20 protein-coding genes are annotated in these 18255 nt (G+C 29.6%); 4 read left to right on the top strand and 16 right to left on the bottom strand.

Annotation, left to right across the window (positions count from 1 at the left end; all coding sequences use genetic code 11):
- The first annotated feature begins 81 nt into the window (after positions 1–81).
- Together rbr and PXD04_RS15380 are read left to right on the top strand one after the other, a co-directional pair.
- Positions 82–654 carry a rubrerythrin gene (gene rbr, locus PXD04_RS15385; protein WP_323735705.1) on the top strand — a complete coding sequence of 191 codons (573 nt, stop codon included), beginning with the start codon at positions 82–84 and terminating at the stop codon, positions 652–654.
- A gap of 68 nt (positions 655–722) precedes the next feature.
- On the top strand, positions 723–1097 hold the full coding sequence (locus PXD04_RS15380; RefSeq protein ID WP_323735704.1) for a desulfoferrodoxin family protein: 375 nt from the start codon (positions 723–725) through the stop codon (positions 1095–1097).
- Between the two features lie 142 nt (positions 1098–1239).
- Here the strand turns inward: PXD04_RS15380 and PXD04_RS15375 are convergent, their stop codons facing one another.
- From PXD04_RS15375 to cysK, 6 genes are all read right to left on the bottom strand, one after another.
- The gene (locus PXD04_RS15375) at positions 1240–2226 is read right to left on the bottom strand and encodes a hypothetical protein (RefSeq protein WP_323735703.1); all 987 of its coding nucleotides are present in this window, start codon (positions 2224–2226) and stop codon (positions 1240–1242) included.
- A 329-nt stretch (positions 2227–2555) separates the two neighbouring features.
- The gene (locus PXD04_RS15370; protein WP_323735702.1) at positions 2556–3470 is read right to left on the bottom strand and encodes a 2-phosphoglycerate kinase; all 915 of its coding nucleotides are present in this window, start codon (positions 3468–3470) and stop codon (positions 2556–2558) included.
- Between the two features lie 209 nt (positions 3471–3679).
- Positions 3680–3838, bottom strand: coding sequence for a rubredoxin (gene rd / locus PXD04_RS15365; RefSeq protein WP_323735701.1), 159 nt, complete (start codon positions 3836–3838; stop codon positions 3680–3682).
- A 53-nt stretch (positions 3839–3891) separates the two neighbouring features.
- Entirely contained in the window at positions 3892–4608 is a 717-nt protein-coding gene (locus PXD04_RS15360) for a metal-dependent transcriptional regulator (RefSeq protein ID WP_323735700.1), read from the bottom strand.
- A gap of 107 nt (positions 4609–4715) precedes the next feature.
- On the bottom strand, positions 4716–6185 hold the full coding sequence (locus PXD04_RS15355; RefSeq protein ID WP_323735699.1) for a class I adenylate-forming enzyme family protein: 1470 nt from the start codon (positions 6183–6185) through the stop codon (positions 4716–4718).
- Between the two features lie 181 nt (positions 6186–6366).
- Positions 6367–7332 (bottom strand): cysteine synthase A, encoded by a 966-nt coding sequence (gene cysK, locus PXD04_RS15350; protein ID WP_323737458.1) that lies wholly within the window; start codon positions 7330–7332, stop codon positions 6367–6369.
- A gap of 416 nt (positions 7333–7748) precedes the next feature.
- Between cysK and cysE the strand changes: the two genes are divergently transcribed.
- Positions 7749–8453: a serine O-acetyltransferase gene (cysE, locus tag PXD04_RS15345; protein WP_323735698.1), complete on the top strand. Its 705-nt coding sequence runs from the start codon at positions 7749–7751 to the stop codon at positions 8451–8453.
- 7 nt (positions 8454–8460) lie between these two features.
- Here the strand turns inward: cysE and PXD04_RS15340 are convergent, their stop codons facing one another.
- From PXD04_RS15340 to PXD04_RS15330, 3 genes are read right to left on the bottom strand one after another with little or no spacing between them, the layout of a single operon-like run.
- On the bottom strand, positions 8461–8925 hold the full coding sequence (locus tag PXD04_RS15340; RefSeq protein WP_323735697.1) for a class III signal peptide-containing protein: 465 nt from the start codon (positions 8923–8925) through the stop codon (positions 8461–8463).
- Positions 8926–10014, bottom strand: a complete 1089-nt coding sequence (locus tag PXD04_RS15335) for a prepilin peptidase (protein WP_323735696.1) — start codon at positions 10012–10014, stop codon at positions 8926–8928.
- Positions 10015–10054: 40 nt separating this feature from the next.
- The gene (locus PXD04_RS15330; protein WP_323735695.1) at positions 10055–11665 is read right to left on the bottom strand and encodes a CTP synthase; all 1611 of its coding nucleotides are present in this window, start codon (positions 11663–11665) and stop codon (positions 10055–10057) included.
- A 325-nt stretch (positions 11666–11990) separates the two neighbouring features.
- On the opposite strand from PXD04_RS15330, the gene PXD04_RS15325 reads away from it, so the two are divergent.
- On the top strand, positions 11991–12419 hold the full coding sequence (locus PXD04_RS15325; protein ID WP_323735694.1) for a PadR family transcriptional regulator: 429 nt from the start codon (positions 11991–11993) through the stop codon (positions 12417–12419).
- 15 nt (positions 12420–12434) lie between these two features.
- Here the strand turns inward: PXD04_RS15325 and PXD04_RS15320 are convergent, their stop codons facing one another.
- The 7 genes from PXD04_RS15320 to PXD04_RS15290 all read right to left on the bottom strand — a co-directional run bounded on the left by PXD04_RS15320 (position 12435) and on the right by PXD04_RS15290 (position 18189).
- The gene (locus tag PXD04_RS15320) at positions 12435–13634 is read right to left on the bottom strand and encodes a cofactor-independent phosphoglycerate mutase (RefSeq protein WP_323735693.1); all 1200 of its coding nucleotides are present in this window, start codon (positions 13632–13634) and stop codon (positions 12435–12437) included.
- Positions 13635–13707: 73 nt separating this feature from the next.
- Entirely contained in the window at positions 13708–14460 is a 753-nt protein-coding gene (locus PXD04_RS15315; RefSeq protein ID WP_323735692.1) for an NADAR domain-containing protein, read from the bottom strand.
- Between the two features lie 53 nt (positions 14461–14513).
- Positions 14514–15545: a homoserine dehydrogenase gene (locus PXD04_RS15310; RefSeq protein ID WP_323735691.1), complete on the bottom strand. Its 1032-nt coding sequence runs from the start codon at positions 15543–15545 to the stop codon at positions 14514–14516.
- Positions 15546–15562: 17 nt separating this feature from the next.
- Positions 15563–16060: a hypothetical protein gene (locus PXD04_RS15305; RefSeq protein WP_323735690.1), complete on the bottom strand. Its 498-nt coding sequence runs from the start codon at positions 16058–16060 to the stop codon at positions 15563–15565.
- Positions 16048–16263, bottom strand: coding sequence for an Asp-tRNA(Asn) amidotransferase subunit GatC (gene gatC / locus PXD04_RS15300; protein WP_323735689.1), 216 nt, complete (start codon positions 16261–16263; stop codon positions 16048–16050). The genes PXD04_RS15305 and gatC overlap by 13 nt, the downstream gene beginning before the upstream one ends.
- Positions 16264–16403: 140 nt before the next feature.
- Entirely contained in the window at positions 16404–17840 is a 1437-nt protein-coding gene (locus PXD04_RS15295; protein WP_323735688.1) for an asparagine synthetase B, read from the bottom strand.
- 67 nt (positions 17841–17907) lie between these two features.
- On the bottom strand, positions 17908–18189 hold the full coding sequence (locus tag PXD04_RS15290) for a hypothetical protein (protein WP_323735687.1): 282 nt from the start codon (positions 18187–18189) through the stop codon (positions 17908–17910).
- Positions 18190–18255: the final 66 nt, after the last annotated feature.

Genomic DNA, 18255 nt, shown 5'->3' with positions numbered 1-18255 from the left:
AAAAACAGATAAATACCTTTATAATAAAACAATAAATAAATAAATTTTAATAAGTTTTGTTATAAAAAAAGGTGATTTAATATGGTAAAAACATTAGAAAATTTATCCAAAGCATTCGTTGGAGAAAGTCAAGCAAGAAACAGATACACAATGTACTCTAAAATTGCAAAAAAAGAAGGATTCGAAAAAATCGCTGAAATATTCCTATTAACAGCAGATAACGAATTCCAACACGCAAAAGTATTATTTAAAATGATACAAGAATTAAAAGAAGATGCAGATTGTATCGACATCCCAACAAGTGTAGGATTCACATACGGAACCACAGCCGAAAACCTTAAAGCAGCAGCAGAAGGAGAAAACGAAGAAGCTACATCCATGTACCCAGAATTTGCTGATGTAGCAGAAGAAGAAGGATTTTCCACAATAGCAGCAAGATTAAGAAACATCGGTCTAGTAGAAGCACACCACGAAGAAAGATACCGAAAATTACTAGCAATGGTAGAAGGAGAAACATTCTTCAACAGAGACGAAGAAATTACATGGGTATGCAGAAAATGTGGTTTCGTATACAAAGGAGAAAAACCACCAGAAGTATGTCCAATATGTGAACACCCATCCGCATACTTCGAATTATCACAAGAAGACTTCTAAGTATATAGAAGCTTACACCTCACCACCCAAACCATTTTTTTATAGAAAATGATTAGGAGTTAAATATCATGGCAGATTTTGATAAAACAAGCATAGTTTTATGTAAAAATAGTGGAAATATTATTGAAATAATTAAACCAGGACAAGATGTTGATGTAGCACAATTAAATGTTATAGAAGCAAAAACTGAAGGTGAAGGATCTCCAAAACACGTTCCAATCGTAACAAGAATTGAAGATGGATACCATGTTAAAGTAGGAGAAGTAGAACACCCAATGGATGAAGACCATTACATTGCAATGATAGAATTAATTGCTGATGGACAAATCCACAAACAGTACTTAAATCCTGGTGACAAACCTGAAGCAACATTCAAAATCCCTGAAGCAGATTCAGTAGAAGCAAGAGAATTCTGTACTCTTCACGGATTATGGAAAGCTTAAATCTTTCCCATAATTTTTTTCTTTTTCTAAAAAAAACTTAATAATAATGATAGATTACTAGAAATGTTAACTAGTAATTCAGAGCAAAAAAATAGACATAATAATTTAATAAATAAAAAAAAGAAAAGATTAAATATTATATTTAATCAATAAAATATTTTTCAACACCTTTAATTAAACTAGGATATTTAAGATACAAATTTTTTATTTTAAACTCGATGATATCAAGAGCATCATCATAATTCTCAATTTTATTATCCAAAGAGAATAATCGTGAATTAAATGTTTTTTCTGATATTTTTCCATCAACAAATAATTTTGTTTGTTTCCAGATTTTCTGATGTTCTAACATTATTGATTTTACTGTTTTTAATTCATTTTTATTCAAGTTTATGAATGTTTTTCTGTTTTTATCTGTTAAATATTTGTATAAATCGTTTGAAGTTGTTATTGCTTTATTCAGATAATTTATTGAACTTGTAATATAAGAATTTATTTGTTTATATGCTGTGTTAAATGAGATATGTTTATCATCTAACCGATCTTCCACCATATCTATGGCATCTTCTAGTTTTTCTATTTTGTCAATATATGTGGCTATTTGTTTCATTTTTTTATTGTAGATTGTTGCTTCGTTTGATTTTAGTAGTTTAGTTGCTTTTGATGATATGTAAACTGTGTTTCCTTTATATTTTGCTGTGATATTCTTTCCAAGTACATTATTATCTGTTATTTTATAGTTTAGTACTATTTTACCGTTCTTGTTTGTTACTTTTGTATATATTTTTGTACCAATTTTTACTGAAATATTTTGATTTTTTATTGGTTTGTTCTTGTTATCTTTTAAGGTTACTGTTACTTTGACTTTATCATTCAATATTGCTTTTGATTGGTTTAAACTTATAGATAATTTTGTATTATTTTTTTTAGGTGCTTTTTTGACTTCTTTGTTCACATTTTTATTGATGATATTTGTTTTTGCTATGCTTGTATCAACATTTTTTTCCTCTTTAATCATATTACTTGTTTTTGTTGTAGTGTCATTGGTACTGGTAGCACTTACTATTCCTATTAATAGAAAACAGAGTGATAGTAGTAATATAATCTTTTTTAAATTATTGTTTATCATTAATTACATCACCATTGTTAATCGTTTAGTAATTTATATTTATTATTAATTAATATTTAAATACTTTATTAGATTTAATAAACGAATAATTAAAAAATATTGGAAAAAGAGATTATATGTAATTTAATTGTTATATTAATAATAGGTGTTATTGAAGCGTGCAAAGAATTCTTTTTTAAAGTTTTTAAGAAAAAGTTATTATAATCATGTTCATAACTATGGAATATTGTAGGAGATTATGTTCAATGCATCATATAAAACTATTTGCAATTAGCATAGCAAAATTAGTTTTCACACAGCACATATATTTAAAAAAAATGTGGATTAGATTATTTTTGTTTTTTCTCTAATCTTTCTTGTTGTTTTACTTCTAAGATGTGTTCTATTATTTCATCTATAGTTGTTGTTACATCAATATTTTCTATTACTGGTACATCATGTTTATCTGCAACATTTACTATGTAATTATGTGTTTTTCTAATTGATGTGAAGTTTTTAAGGTATCTTTTTAATGGTCTTCTTGCCCATAATTGACGACATCTTGAGTAGAATCTTCCTCTATGTATTTCTTCATCGGATAATGCTAATACAAACATGTAAACGTTTGGTGTGTTTAATAGTTCTTCATCAATAAATCCTGGTACTATATGCACTCCTTCTATTACTATGCTTATACCTTCTTTTATTGAACGTTCTATTACGCCGGTTAATCCTACACTTACTGTTTCTACATGATCTTTAAATCCGAGTAATGTTTTATCAAATTCTGGTGGTGCGGGTGTTTTTAATGCTTCTTCTGCTGTGTAACTTGATTCAAATAGTGTTGGACATAACTGTTTTGATACCATTTTTCTCATTACTTCACGTATCATATCAGTACTTAGTAAACTTTTTATTCCCAGCCTATTTGCTAATTCGAAAGAAATTGATGATGTTCCTATCCCTGATGCTCCACCTATAAGTATTATTAATGGATCTTTAGATCTTCTTATTTCTTTCCATATTATATATTTTTTTGCTAATACTGGGTCGTCTTCTTTTAGTTTTTCTTTAACTATTTTTATTAAATCAGTAACTGAAATTACTGTTGTCCCATCGTTTGTGATTGATTCTTCTACTTCAGAAGCTATTTCATATGCTTTGTCTGGATCAACTTCTGATCTTACTAATGATTTTGAAAGGATTCCTTTTGAGAATGGTTCTCTGTATTTTTTTCCACCAACTACTCCTTCAACTAGTAACATGTTTTCACCACCTTATACTTTTTTCAAAATTTTATGATTAAATCATAATTAATTACTTATATGTAATCTAAGTTATATAATAGTTATATTTTTTAGAAAAAATAATATTTGAGAATAAAATACTTTATAAAATGATAAATTTTATTAAAAATAGTGTTAGAAAGATTATTTTAAGAAAAAAAAGGAAGTTAGTAATTATATTACTTAACTTATTGTGCTTGGAACATGTCTTTTCCTGCACCACATAATGGGCATTTCCAGTCATCAGGTAAATCTTCAAATGATGTGCCTGGTGCTATTCCGTGTGCTTCGTCTCCTTTTTCTGAGTCGTATACCCATCCACATAACATACATTTATATTTTGCCATATATATCACTCCATAATTTATTGTTTTAATATTTTATTTTTTTAATTAATATATTATTCGATTACTACAAATAAATTATAGGATACATCTTTATCAATTTGTACTTCTTTATCTTCAACTAATATTTTTACAGGTCCATTTAATGGTGCAGCACTAATTAATGTTATTTTAGTTTCTAATGTTATTCCTATATCGAGCAATTCCTTGAGTTGGTCATTGTCTCCTCGGATAAATTTTATTGTACCAACTTCTTTTGGAGCCATGTTTCCTACAGATATTAGGTTTTCTATTCTTTTAGGTATATCTTTAATGCTTTGCATTTTTGAACATTCATAACATGTGGCTATGTCCAAGTCACATACTGGGATAACATTATGATCATCTGGGCATTGATTTGGGTATTCTAATAGTTGGCATAATTTTCTTTCGGCTTCATCAGATAATGAATGTTCCATTGCACATGCTTGTTCATGTAGGTCTTCCATTTCAATACCTAATGTGTTGTATAAGAATGTTTCCAGTAATCTATGTTTACGAACTATACTTTCTGCAATTTTATAACCTTTATCTGTTAATTTTACTCCTTTGTATTGGTAGTAATTTACGTAACCTTCTTCTTCTAATTTCTTAAGCATTTGTGTTACACTGCCGGGAGCGATTCCTAAATCTTTTGAAATCTCTGTTGTCTTTGCCATGTTATCTGTGAGACTTTTTTTGTAAATGGTTTCTAAATATTCTTCTACATTCTCACTTATATTCTTTCCATGCATATTAAACACTCTGATTAATTAGTTATATCTAATAGTTATTATAGTTTTTATAATTTAAATATATTAATCTTAACAAAATATTTTTTTGGGGAGAATTTTATTAAATGTTATAATAATTTTTCTTTTAAGTCTTTTCTTAGCAGTTTCCAATTATTTACTCGAGGTAATTCTGTTACTGTGAAAATTTTTCTAGGAATTTTATATCTTGCCAGGTTTTGTCGGGCATATTCTAGTAATCCTTCTTCATCAGGTTCTTCTTTCCATATTACGGCAGCAGCTGGTATTTCTCCGCGATGTTCGTGAGGTATGCTGAATATTGCTATTTCATCTACTGAGTCATGTGCTATTAATACTTCTTCAACTTCGGTAGGGTATATTTTCCATCCAGACATTATTATCATGTCTTTTTTACGGTCGGTTATGAATAGTCTTTGATCATCATCAATGTATCCTATATCACCGGACAGGTACCAGCCGTCTTCTGTGAATGTTTCCTTATTGGCTTGTGGGTTATTCCAGTATCCGATTGTGGTGGAAGGTCCACGTAGTGCTATTTCTCCTGTTTCTTTTTGTTTTAATGTTTTTGATGGATCTTCAGTGTCAACAATTTTTATTTCTGTGAAACATACGGGGTGTCCTACACTTTCATATTTATCTGCTGAGGCATAATCTTCTGGTCGTATGACTGTTCCTGTTCCTATGACTATTGTTTCTGATGATCCATAAGCATTTAGTACGGGTATTCCGTATTTTTTATAGAATTTTTTCCACGTGTCTTGGTGTAATGGTCCTCCACCAGATATTATGCATTTTACTGTGTATAGTTTGTTAGATACTAGTTCTGGGTTTGATACTATTGAATGTATTACTGGTGGCATTCCTGTTGCATGAGTTACACTGTTTTCATATATAATGTCAAGGTATTCTTCGAATGTGTATCTGTTTTTGGTTATGCATAATGCTGCTGCTCTTAGTGCTGAAATTGCCCATGAGATTCCGACATGTGCCATAGGGTAAATGCAGAACATGACACTGTCCTGATTCATTTTTAGCACGTCACATTCATTGTGTATTGCACTAAACCAGTTTCCATGGGTTAACATTGCTCCTTTTGGTTTGCCTGTTGTTCCGCTTGTATATTGTAATTGACATAAATCGTCCCATGATGTGTTTTCTGCTTCCAATATTTTTTCATTTGTATATTCATCTAATAATGGTATTTGGTAACATGGAATGTCTATTTCATTTATTTCATGGTCGGTTATGATTAGTTTTGCACCTGAGTCTTTTATGTAATATTTTAGTTCGGGTATTGTGTATATTCTGTTTGTTGGTACTGCTACTGCACCTATTCTCCATAATGCTAAGAAGGAGAATAAGTATTCTGGAGAGTTTTCTAGGTATATTACTACTCTGTCTTGTTTTTTTATTCCTAATTTTTTTAATGTTCTTCCCAAGTGTGATATTATTCCTAAGATATCTCGTGATGTATATTTCTTGTTTTTGTCTATGGAATAATATACTGGCTTATCTAATCTACAAGCGTTAGCATCTAAAAAAGTTGTTACATTTATCATATTTTTATCCTTCAAGAATTTCAGATATTAATATGTTTGTTTTTTCAAATATTAAAAAAGTTGTATAGGTTTTTATGTAAAAATTAGTTATTATATAAATTTGTAGTGATGGTTGTTTTTTGTGATTATGTTTGAAAATTTAATATTAAATTTAATAAAAAGGAGGAATAATTTAGATTTATTAATCTAAATCGTAATATATTTCAGATAACCAGTCTACGCTTAAATATCTTTCTCCAGTATCTGGTAATATTGCTACTATAGTTTTTCCTTTGTTTTCTGGTCTTTTTGCTACTTCTATTGCTGCGTGTATTGCTGCTCCTGATGATATTCCTGCGAGGATTCCTTCTTTTTGTGCTAAGTTGATTGTTCCTTTACCTGCATCTTCGTCTTCTACTGTTATTACTTCATCTATTACATCGAGGTCTAATGTGTCTGCTACAAATCCTGGGCTGATTCCTTGTATTTTATGTGGTCCTTTTTCTCCTTTGGAGATTATTGGTGATGATGCTGCTTCTACTACTATTAGTTGGAAGTTTTCTTTTTTTGGTTTTATTGCTCTTGCTATTCCTGTTGCTGTTCCTCCTGTTCCTGCTGCGGATACTACTATGTCTACTTTTCCGTCTGTGTCTGTGTAGATTTCTTCTCCTGTTAGTATTTCATGTATTTTTGGGTTTGCTGGGTTTTCGAATTGTTGTAGTATTATTGAGTTTTCTATTTCTTTGTTTAGTCTTTCTGCTTCTTTGATTGCTCCTGGTATTCCTTCGGATGCTGGTGTTAGTACTAGGTCTGCTCCGAATATTTTTACTAGTTTTCTTCTTTCTATTGAGAATGATTCTGGTAGTATTATTTTGAGTTTGTATCCTTTGGCTGCTGCTGCGAATGCTAGTGCTACTCCTGTGTTTCCACTTGTTGGTTCGATGATTGTTGTATCTTTGTTTATTTTTCCTTGTTTTTCTGCGTCTTCTATTAATGATACTGCTACTCTGTCTTTTACACTGCTTACTGGATTGAATGATTCTACTTTTACTAGTACTGTTGCGTCGATTCCTTCAGTTAGTTTGTTTATTTTTACTAGTGGTGTGTTTCCTATTGTTTCTGTTATGTCGTTTGCTATTGGTTTTTTTAATATTGGTATATTTTCTATTGTCATGTTTTTTCACGTCCTATCTTTTTTTGTTTTTGTTATTATTATTTTTATTTTTTTTGATTTTTTTATTTTATTGGGTTTTGATATTAAATTAAGTATAACAATTGTTATATTTTATTGTATCATAAATGATTATTATAATTTGAAATTATTTACTTAATTATTTATTTTTCTAAAATTTTGAAATATAATAATATTAAAATTTTTAGATATAATTTTTTAATGATTTATAAAATAACAATGTTAAATTATAAATTTATCATATTCTTGACTACAAATTAATATATGTTATAATTATATATAAATATAACTATAGTTATATAATTATATTGTCAAGAAAAAATAAATAAAAAGAACAATAAAAGTATATAAAGAAAAAAGAAAAAACATAAACCAAAAAAGGAACTGAAACAATGTTTGAGACAATAAAAGAAGACATAAACACTGTTTTCTCAAATGATCCTGCAGCAAAAAGCACAATAGAAGTCATACTCTGCTATCCAGGCCTACACGCCCTATGGCTACATAAAATCGCACACTGGTTCTGGAAAAAAAATCACAAACTAATCGGAAGATTTATCTCCCACATAAACCGATTCCTCACAGGAATAGAAATACACCCCGGAGCAACAATCGGAAGAAGATTCTTCATAGACCATGGAATGGGAGTAGTAATCGGAGAAACAACAATCGTAGGAGATGATGTTCTACTATACAAAGGAGTAGTACTCGGAGGAACAAGCCTAGAAGCAAAAAAAAGACATCCAACAATAGGTGACAGAGTAGTAATCGGTACCAACGCAATAGTACTTGGAGACATAGAAATAGGAGATGACTGTAAAATAGGCGCAGGATCAGTAGTAACAAAACCAGCACCACCAGATTCAACAATAGTAGGTATACCAGGAAGAACATTAGAATCAATACGTAAACAAAGCCAACATAAACGTGACTTAGAACACGGAAAAATACCAGACCCTATAACCGAAATATTAAACACTATAATAAGAAGACAAGAAGAATTAGAAGAAATAGTATACCATGAAAACAGATCAGAAGAAGACAGAAAAATTATGTACAAAGAATTAAAAGAATTAGCAAATAAAAAAGAAGAATAAAATTTATTCATTTAAAAATTATATTAATACTCCTCTCACCATTTGCTGATTCAATCCATCTAACCTCCACATTATAATACCAACGCTTTCTTAAACTCGAATAATAATGATTACTATTATTATTAAACGAAACTTTACACGGCATTTCTAACTCTACCCTCTTATTAGAACCATCAGATAACATCAAATTAGTATAAACATAATGTCTTCCACTACGAAGAGTATAATAAATAACCATATCTGCTGGAACATAAACACCTATAGTTCTCTTGGAACCAGCACCCAATGAATATATTAATTTAACATTCTTTTGAAGTTCTGTTAAAAAACTTTTAACCTTAACCGTCTTTGTCACATCATTTGTAGCTTCAATACCATCATATAAAAGGGGAATAGTTATTATTGACAATATAATCAATAAAATAAAAAATATTAACAAATATTCCAAAGCTATTTGGCCTTTATTATCCAATTATATCAACCCCACCAAATAAATTGAAAGCTGATACGTATTTCCCAGCAATAATGTAATTATTAATCCTGCTAATATAAATGGAGCAAAAGATAATCCTTTTTTTATAGATATTGTTGAATTGACATATACCTTTTTTAATTTTTTTATTTCAACATTTGTTAAGCCACATGCATTGTTTGAACATATTAACTCTCCTTTATCTTTGAAATCATACCAATTACTTTTATCAAAGTAATATTGTTGATTTTTATAGTATAATGGATATTGAAGTATCATTCCTTCTTCTAATAAATTCATATCTATATTTTGTGTTAATGCATCCTGTATTATGCTCTTATGATAAATATTTTTAACCGTAATTAATACTGTGATTATAATAAATTCAGTTAAGTAGAATATCAGATTAGCTGTTAATATCTGCTGAGATATTACTAATATTGTGGATATTATCAGTATTATTTTATATTTCAATATTTTTGACAGGATATAAGACAATATTAGTAAAAATATTATTTTTATTAAAGTATGATATACATTTAATTCTGAAATTATCATATAAGATATGATTAATGAATTTACTGTTAATAAAACATCTTTAAAATTAAAAGATTGGATGAACTTTTCTTTTAAATAAGGTTTATCTTTCATAATTATTATTGACACATATATTAGAACAACAGGTATTATGGACAGTATACTATTAAACATTACATAAAACGCAGGTACTCTCAAAGAAAATATATTAAACGGTAAAGAAATACCATTTATGACATAACTAGGCAATATATTCATAAAATCTGGTATGAGCAATGTAGATACTGCAGTAAATAATTTAACATCACCACCAGCCCATACTCCAAGTTTCCATAAGATATATGAGAATACAAATACTGCACATATTGAAATGTAATAAAAAAGATTAAAATGTCCAACTAAAGAAAAATAAATACTTACTAAACTAATACCAAGAATGATTGTTGTAAATGTTAATTTATTAGGTATTATTTGATATTTGACATCAGTATATGTTGCGATTAAACAACACATAGTTACTAAAATTATTCCAAATATTTTAATTATATACAAATTCATAATGTCTTTCTAAAAAAAATAGGGAAGAAAAGAATTAAAACTTGCCTTGTTTATTGTCTTTAGCTGCTTTAATGAAAGATTTGAATATTGGATGAGGAGCATTAGGTCTTGATTTAAATTCTGGATGGAATTGACATCCTAAGAACCATGGATGATCTTTAAGTTCAATCATTTCAACTAAGAAATCATCAGGAGAAGTTCCTGAAATTACTGCACCAAAATCAGTTAATAAATCACGATACTCATTATTAACTTCGTATCTATGTCTATGTCTTTCAGATACCTGTGAATCTTTATATGCTTCATATGCAATAGTTCCTTCTTTAACTTTACATGGATATGCTCCTAATCTCATAGTTCCACCCATGTTGTTAATTTTCTTCTGTTCTTCCATCATATCAATCACAGGACAGGAACAATCTTCATCAAACTCGGTACTATTTGCTTCAGGATGTCCATTTAGTTGAGCTATTGCTATTGACATTGCATGTAATCCTAAGCATATACCAAAGATTGGGATTTTATTGTTTATTGCGTATTTAACAGATTCTATTTTTCCGGATATTCCTCTTTCTCCAAATCCTCCAGGAATTAATAATCCATCATATTTTGATAGAGAATCTATGTTGAAATCATTATCTGCTTTTATCCAATCAATTTCAACTTTAACTTTGTTTGCAGCACCTGCATGTTTTAGAGCTTCTCTGATACTTATGTATGCGTCTTCTAGTTCAATGTATTTACCTACAACACCTATTTTTACTTTTGGTGATTCTATTTTTAAGTCTTCTACAATTTGGCTCCATTCATATAAGTCTGCTTTGTTTGGTTTTTCCATTCCTAAGCGGTCTAGAACTATGTTTCCAACGTTTTCGGAGTACATTGTTAATGGTACTTCGTAGATTGAATGTGCATCAGGTGTATTTATGACTGCATTTTTTGGTACGTCACAGAAGTGTGCTATTTTTTCTTTTAAGTTGTCATCTAGTAATAGTTCTGATCTGCATACTATCATGTCAGGGTTTATTCCTAATCCTCTTAGTTCTTTTGTACTGTGTTGTGTTGGTTTTGTTTTAAATTCTTTAGCTGCTTTTAGGTAAGGTACATAGGTTACATGTACAAACATACAGTTTTCATGTCCTTCTTCGTTTTTTAGTTGTCTTACAGCTTCAATGAATGGTTGACTTTCTATGTCTCCTACGGTTCCTCCAACTTCAACCATTACTACTTCTGCTTTTGTTTTTTTGGCTACATCACGTATCATTATTTTGATTTCTTCTGTGATGTGTGGTATTATTTGTACACAGGATCCTAAATATTCTCCTTTTCTTTCTTTTTCTATGACGGATGAGTATACTTTTCCTGTTGTGATGTTTGCTTTTCCGGATAGTTCTGTGTCTAGAAACCTTTCGTAATGTCCTAAGTCTAGGTCACATTCCATTCCGTCATCTGTTACGTATACTTCTCCGTGTTGGTATGGATTTAATGTTCCGGAGTCCCAGTTTAGGTATGGGTCTATTTTTATTGCGGTTACATTTACTCCATAAGACCTTAATATTCTACCTATTGATGCTGAAGTTATTCCTTTTCCTATGGAACTTACTACTCCACCAGTTACTACAATATATTTTGACAAGTTTACCATTCTTCCCTTAAAATGTTATAAAATTATCAATATAATTACTATATTATTAAATAATATAATAATTATTAATTAATACTTTGTTTATTTTTTAATATAAATATTTGTAATTTTTTTAAAAAAAAAATTAATTATAATAAAATGTTTGTATTTGATACTATTTAGATTTATCACATTTACCAGTATGAAAAATTTAGGAAATCACATTTTAATGAATAAAAATATATAGTATAAAACAAGTTAAAAATAAATAAAAATATAATAAATTAATAAAAAAATAACAATAATATCAATATTTTTATATATACAAAAAAATATATTAAAAAATATGGAAAAAAATGATAAAGATAATAATATAATATATGATGAAGATATATTGAATAAACTCATCGAATACAACATTTTTGTAAAAGGAGCCAGTAAAGCTTTTACAATATTTCTAATATTATGGTTTCTATCTAAAAGAAATATGCATGGCTATTTAATAATGAAGAAGATTGATGAATTCTTTATGCCACAAATAGAAGTAGGATTAATGAAAGAAACAAAAGCAAACAAAATATATCCTCTTTTAAAGACCCTGACAGAACACAAATTAATAGAATTCTACCCTGGAATTCATAAAAAGAAAGATGTGAAAATATACCGCCTAACAGAAGAAGGCGAAAAAACATTAAAACTAATAAAAACAGCCTATCGACAAAACACGCAAAGAAAAATATGGAAAGAATTAATAAATGATTTAATCAAAGAATAGTAAAAAAAATAGTAATTATTCCTTACTAATCTTAATCATTTCATCCAATAAAGTATGACCAATAATCGTATCATACTTACCCTGTGACATATCTTCAGAAAATACTTCAGTGGCATCAGGTTCTTTAATGCTAGTACTATATATAGCAAATGGAACTGGTGTCATTGTATGAGTTTTAATATCAATAGGTGTTGGATGATCTGGTAAAACAGCAATAGTAAACTCTTCATCAATACCCGGTAATTCTTTTAATAATTTTCCTAGAATAATACTATCTATATTTTCTATAGCCCTTAATTTTTCAGGCAAGTTTCCTTCATGACCTGCTTCATCAGGTGCTTCAATATGAATATATTGAACATCATGAGTCTTCAATGATTCTAATGCATAATTAACCTTATTTTCATAGTTAGTATCGAAATAAGCAGTTGCTCCAGGTACTTCAATAACATCCAATCCAATATAATTACTGATTCCTTTTAATAAATCAACACCAGTAATAGTTGCACCAGACATATTATATCTTTCAGGGAAGTTTCCTATAACTGGTTTAGCACCTTGACCCCATAACCAAATCATATTAGCAGGCAATTTTCCTTCACTAACTCTTTTTTTGTTAACAGGATGATTTTCTAATACTTCTACAGAATCTCTCATCAATTGATTGATTAATCGTGCTTTTTCATTATCTGGTTTTAGTAAGTTATCCTCAAATGGTTGACCTACAACATCATGTGGAGGTGTAGAAGTTAAATCTTCCATTTCAATATCATCAATCACGAACAAGTTTCTATAACTAACTCCAGGATAAAATACTCCTATTTCACTGAAATTATCATTTAATGCTTCAATAAGCTGTGCTGCTTCTTCTGTTGAAATATGATCCGCTGTAAAATCATTAATTTTACCATCTTTTACATTGATAAAGTTTAATCTAAATGCTACATCAGTATCTCCTAATGATACTCCAACACTAGGTGCTTCTAATGGTCCTCTACCTTTTAACATTGATGGATTAAATCCCATGATAGAAGTGTTTGCTACGTCTGAACCTGGAGTCATTCCATCAGGAACATTCTTTGTTAAACCAGTATACCCATTTTTTGCAATGAAATCCATGTTAGGAGTGTTTGCTTCGACTACTGGCGTTTTTCCGTTAAGTTGTTCTAGTGGCTCATCAGCCATACCATCTGCTATTACGATAACATATTTCATTTTAATCACTGTTTATAAAAAAATTTTGGTTATTAATTATAATGTTGTACTATTAACTTATTAACTATTTTTATTACTTCATGTGTACGTGTCCACAGGTACATCGTTCAATACTATAAGGATCTCCTGAAATATCCCAATCTATCAAATCATAGTTTGCATAAACTTCCTTAAGAACATCTCTTATTTCCATAACTGCAAAACCTAATAAATTTTTACCGATGTAATTTCCTTCGTCATCTTCTTGAACTCCTAATTCCAGGTTATCACTTTTGAAGATAATATCTTGACCGTCTGTTCTTATTACTTGTTTAGTGAATGTGATATCTGTAGCAAGTTTATAATATAATGCGTTAATTATAACTGTATATTTTAATTCTTCCCATAAATCTGGGGATTTGCTTTGTAATTCTTTTTCTAATAGTTCTACTATTTCATTAGCAGAATCGTATGTTTTTGTTCCAACATGTATGTGTGCTGATTGATCAAAAAATAATGTGTCAAACATAAAGATTACATTCTTCTTTTCTGCAGTAATCTTGTCATATTTTGGTTTTGCATCCTTTTGCCATAAATTTATGATTAAAGCTTTTTCTGGTGATAGAAGATATTCTTTTACTTCATCACTTACTGATTCACTAGGTACTGCACTTTCTTTAAATGATGGAGCTTTAGGAAATATTTTAAGATATTCTTCTTTATCGTTTATTGTTTCATTATATTTTATTAAATATTCTGCACCGCTTCCTGTCTTCCAGAATGATGATTTTTCGGGATATGTTGGATATTTTATCCATGGAGGTGCTAAGTATTTTTCATTTGTCATAGTAATCACTAAATTATTTTACATAAAAAGAGGAGTGGAATAAAAAGTAATGCTTAATTAGCATTAGATTTTCCTATACTGATTATGTCACTAAGTATTGCTGATGCTGTTTCAATTGATCCAGCTCCTACACCTACTACTGTCACATCATCTGATAAGTCTGTTTTGAAATTAATTACATTTAATGTGCCATTTACTGCAAATGGTGAGCCTTGTTTTACTAGCATTGGTCCAACTGTAAGTTTCCCATCTTTAGCTTCTGCTACTAATTTTATAAGGTAACCATCTTTAAGTGCTAGTTTAACAGCGTTTGATGTTATGTCAGATATTCCATGTAATGCTACATCTTTAAGGGTTACATCCCATCCCATCAGTGAGTTTGCTATTATTACTATTTTACATGCAGCGTCTAATCCTTCTACATCTTGGTAAGGATTTGTTTCTGCAATTCCTAATTCTTGAGCTTCTTTTAATGTTGGTTCATAATCTGTTCCTTCATTAGCCATTCGTGATAGGATATAATTGGTTGTTCCATTTAGTATTCCTTGTACTGATTGTATTTGATTTCCTGCTAATGATTGGCGTGCAGTATTAATTACGGGCATTGCTCCCCCAACTGATGCTTCAAATCTGAATTTTACTCCATTTTCTTGTGCTGCATCTATTAGTGTTTTGAAGTTTAGTGCTAATGGTCCTTTATTTGATGTTACTACATCTTTTTTGTCATTGAATGCTTTTAGAATGTTTGATTGTGTTGGTTCACCATCATCTATGTTTGTTGGTGTTGCTTCTACCAGACAGTCATATTCTGCTAAGTCCATTACTTCTAGTCCATCCACATCACTTACCCCATATTCTGGGTAATCTTTTATTTTTCCAGTTTCGTTTTTGGTATCTAATGCTAATTGTAGGTCTAATCCTTCAGCATTTATTGCAGCACCAGATCTGTCTGCTATTGCTGTGATTTCTATATCTAATCCGTATTTGTCAATTAGTTCGTCATGTTTTTGTAGTATGACATTTGCTACTCCTTGACCTACTGCTCCGAAACCAAGAACGCATAATTTCATTTTATTTACAGCCATTGATTCTACCCCTTATGTTATATTTCCTTTATTAAGACTAATCCATCATTATCTGCGATTTCTTGTACTGATTGTATTGCTTCTGTTCGGTTGTCTTCTTTTGTTTCAATGACCATTTTACATACTGATTCTTGTAGGTTGTTTCCTATGTTTAAGTCTACACTGTTTATTTTTATTATATTAATTTCATCAATTTTATGAACTGTTTGCATTAGGTCACTTGTTGGCATATTACCTAGTAAAAGGAATGTTTGTGTATCTTTTTGTAGTACTCCATCTACTTCTACTATGTCTACTCCTTCTTTTCTTATGAAATCTACTGCTTTTTCTAGTATTTCTTTTGATGCGTCTATTGTGAAGTGTACTGGTATTTTTCCGTCTGCTGTTCTGTTGTCGTGTTCGTGTATGATTGTTGATATGTTAGCTCCAAAGTTTGATAATGGTTGGAGTATGTTTACTAATTGTCCAGGGGTGTCTGGTATTTCTATTAATAATTTTAGTCTCATTTCGTCCATTTCCCTTTTTCTGCTACAACACTGCCGTTTTTATCGACACGTGCATTTCTTAATATTTTTTCTGGATTTTTCTTTTCCATTACATCTTCTCTTGTTCTGTTGAGGTTGTCTACGATGTATCTTGTTTCTTCTGAGTCTGGTATTTGGTCTAGTGCTTCAGAAAATTTATTTAATATGTTTTCTGCTTCTTTTTCTATTTCCATTTTATTTTGCTCCTAATTATTTTGTTATTATTTTATAAGATTAATCTTTTATTTTTTAAGGTTTTTTTATCCTAGTTATGTTATTTATTATGTTTATTTTATTTTAAAAATGTTTAGATTTATATGTGTGACTTTTTTTGTTAGTGATAGTTTTCGAGTATTTTTTGGTATTTTTCTTTTTTGATTATTTTCTTTTTGATTATTTTATCTATTCCTGTGCCGTATTGTGCTGCTTTTTTTGGTCTGTATGCTATGTATTCTGGTACTCCTAGTTCTTGTGCTATATCTCGTAGTATGTGTTTTCGTATGTTGTCTTCTTCTGAGTGTAGCATGTAGTTTATTGGGATTTTTATTGCTGTTTTTATTATTTGTTTGTCCATGTATGGTACTCTTAGTTCTATTGAGTTGGCCATTGTGGCTTTATCGTCTCTTTCCAGGTTTACATGGTACATGTTGTTTAGGTCGTGTGTTAGTTCATCAAGTAGTTTGGTTTTGTTTTTGTATTTTCTTTTGTATCTGTTGTATCCTGTGAATAGTTCATCTGCACCTTGTCCTGATAGGATTACTTTATGACCATCTTTATTTGCAAGTTTGCTTGTGAGATTTATTGTCATTCCCACTCCTAATTTCATCAGGTTTGTATCTTCTATTATGTTTAGTGTAGGTATGAAATTATTTTCTATTATTTCTTCATTAATTATCCTGGTTTTTAGTGGTAACTGTATATCTTCTGATACTTTTTTAGCAAATTTTAGGTCTTGACTGTTTTTGGTACCTACTGTGTATAATGTTGTTTTTATACCAAACTTTTTAAGAAGTACTGCTAGCAGTGTACTGTCAACTCCTGCAGAAAATAGTACTGCAACCTCATCTAACCTGTTTACACGTTTATGCACCGCATTTATAATATTGTTCTTCAATTCCTCTTTTAACAAAGAATATTCAGTATTATCTTCGACTCGTATGAACTCCTGCCGTATACTGATTATTTTATTATTGTATATTGCTTGTGTTGGTTTTAATGAGTGTATGTTTTCAATATTAATCTGTTTTAAAGCTTTGCTTTCTGATGCAAATGCAAAATAATTATCAGTACTACCATAATATACTGGTTTTACCCCTACTTCATCACGTAGGACCATGTAATCTTCACCATCAGTTATACAAAAAGCATAATCTCCATCAAGTTCTGATATTACATTCAACACGGCTTCTTTTAAATTGTTATCATAATGTTTTTCGATTAGCTTTAAAATTATTTCGCAATCTGATTGTGTTTGTAAAGATGTGATATTATACTTTTTTATTAATGTTTCATAATTGTATATTTCAGCATTAGCAATTAATGTTAAATTATTACTTTGTAATGGCTGAAGTTCATTGTTTCCTATTATTGATAACAAGTTATGTGCTAACATGAAATTTGAGTTTTCTGCTTGATGAACATTTTCATTAAGGTATATTTTATTGTTAGAATATACTCCTGTAGCATCAGGACCTCTATGTTTTAGAACTTCAATCATGGTAAATAAGTGATTTTTTACATTAATTCCGTTTATGCCTATTATTGAACACATTAATTATTCCTCTAATTAAAAAAAAGTGTGAATTTAAAGTTTTATTGGGGGGAGTTTAAGAATTTTATTAGAATTTTACATAGTTTAGTAACAGTATCCATACTGTCATCCACATGAAGTAGTATGGTAATACTCCATTAGTAAACCATGATCCTAAACCAATTTTTTCTCTTCCATATTTCTTTTCTGCAAATTTTCCAAGTCCATACACAATTATTAATGAGATTAAAACTCCTATCATTTCATTTGTAACAGGAAGTAAACCTTTTACTGTAAACAGGAATGATATGATTCCTGCAATAATTCCTCCAATAATATGTGTATAGGACATTATACTAACTTCATCCATTATATCTACCGTTACTATATTATTTGTCCCTACTGTTTATATTATAATAATATATGTATAATGATA

This window comes from Methanosphaera sp. ISO3-F5 (genome assembly GCF_034480035.2).
Lineage (GTDB): Archaea > Methanobacteriota > Methanobacteria > Methanobacteriales > Methanobacteriaceae > Methanosphaera.
Note: the sequence above shows the minus strand (reverse complement) of the source record. Positions and strands in the feature narration are given on the sequence as shown.

Coding starts and splice junctions, on each gene's coding strand:
- rbr (WP_323735705.1), top strand. CDS start 82: ATGGTAAAAACATTAGAAAATTTATCCAAAGCATTCGTTGGAGAAAGT.
- PXD04_RS15380 (WP_323735704.1), top strand. CDS start 723: ATGGCAGATTTTGATAAAACAAGCATAGTTTTATGTAAAAATAGTGGA.
- PXD04_RS15375 (WP_323735703.1), bottom strand. CDS start 2,226: ATGATAAACAATAATTTAAAAAAGATTATATTACTACTATCACTCTGT.
- PXD04_RS15370 (WP_323735702.1), bottom strand. CDS start 3,470: ATGTTACTAGTTGAAGGAGTAGTTGGTGGAAAAAAATACAGAGAACCA.
- rd (WP_323735701.1), bottom strand. CDS start 3,838: ATGGCAAAATATAAATGTATGTTATGTGGATGGGTATACGACTCAGAA.
- PXD04_RS15360 (WP_323735700.1), bottom strand. CDS start 4,608: ATGCATGGAAAGAATATAAGTGAGAATGTAGAAGAATATTTAGAAACC.
- PXD04_RS15355 (WP_323735699.1), bottom strand. CDS start 6,185: ATGATAAATGTAACAACTTTTTTAGATGCTAACGCTTGTAGATTAGAT.
- cysE (WP_323735698.1), top strand. CDS start 7,749: ATGTTTGAGACAATAAAAGAAGACATAAACACTGTTTTCTCAAATGAT.
- PXD04_RS15330 (WP_323735695.1), bottom strand. CDS start 11,665: ATGGTAAACTTGTCAAAATATATTGTAGTAACTGGTGGAGTAGTAAGT.
- PXD04_RS15325 (WP_323735694.1), top strand. CDS start 11,991: ATGGAAAAAAATGATAAAGATAATAATATAATATATGATGAAGATATA.
- PXD04_RS15320 (WP_323735693.1), bottom strand. CDS start 13,634: ATGAAATATGTTATCGTAATAGCAGATGGTATGGCTGATGAGCCACTA.
- PXD04_RS15315 (WP_323735692.1), bottom strand. CDS start 14,460: ATGACAAATGAAAAATACTTAGCACCTCCATGGATAAAATATCCAACA.
- PXD04_RS15310 (WP_323735691.1), bottom strand. CDS start 15,545: ATGGCTGTAAATAAAATGAAATTATGCGTTCTTGGTTTCGGAGCAGTA.
- PXD04_RS15305 (WP_323735690.1), bottom strand. CDS start 16,060: ATGGACGAAATGAGACTAAAATTATTAATAGAAATACCAGACACCCCT.
- gatC (WP_323735689.1), bottom strand. CDS start 16,263: ATGGAAATAGAAAAAGAAGCAGAAAACATATTAAATAAATTTTCTGAA.
- PXD04_RS15295 (WP_323735688.1), bottom strand. CDS start 17,840: ATGTGTTCAATAATAGGCATAAACGGAATTAATGTAAAAAATCACTTA.
- PXD04_RS15290 (WP_323735687.1), bottom strand. CDS start 18,189: ATGGATGAAGTTAGTATAATGTCCTATACACATATTATTGGAGGAATT.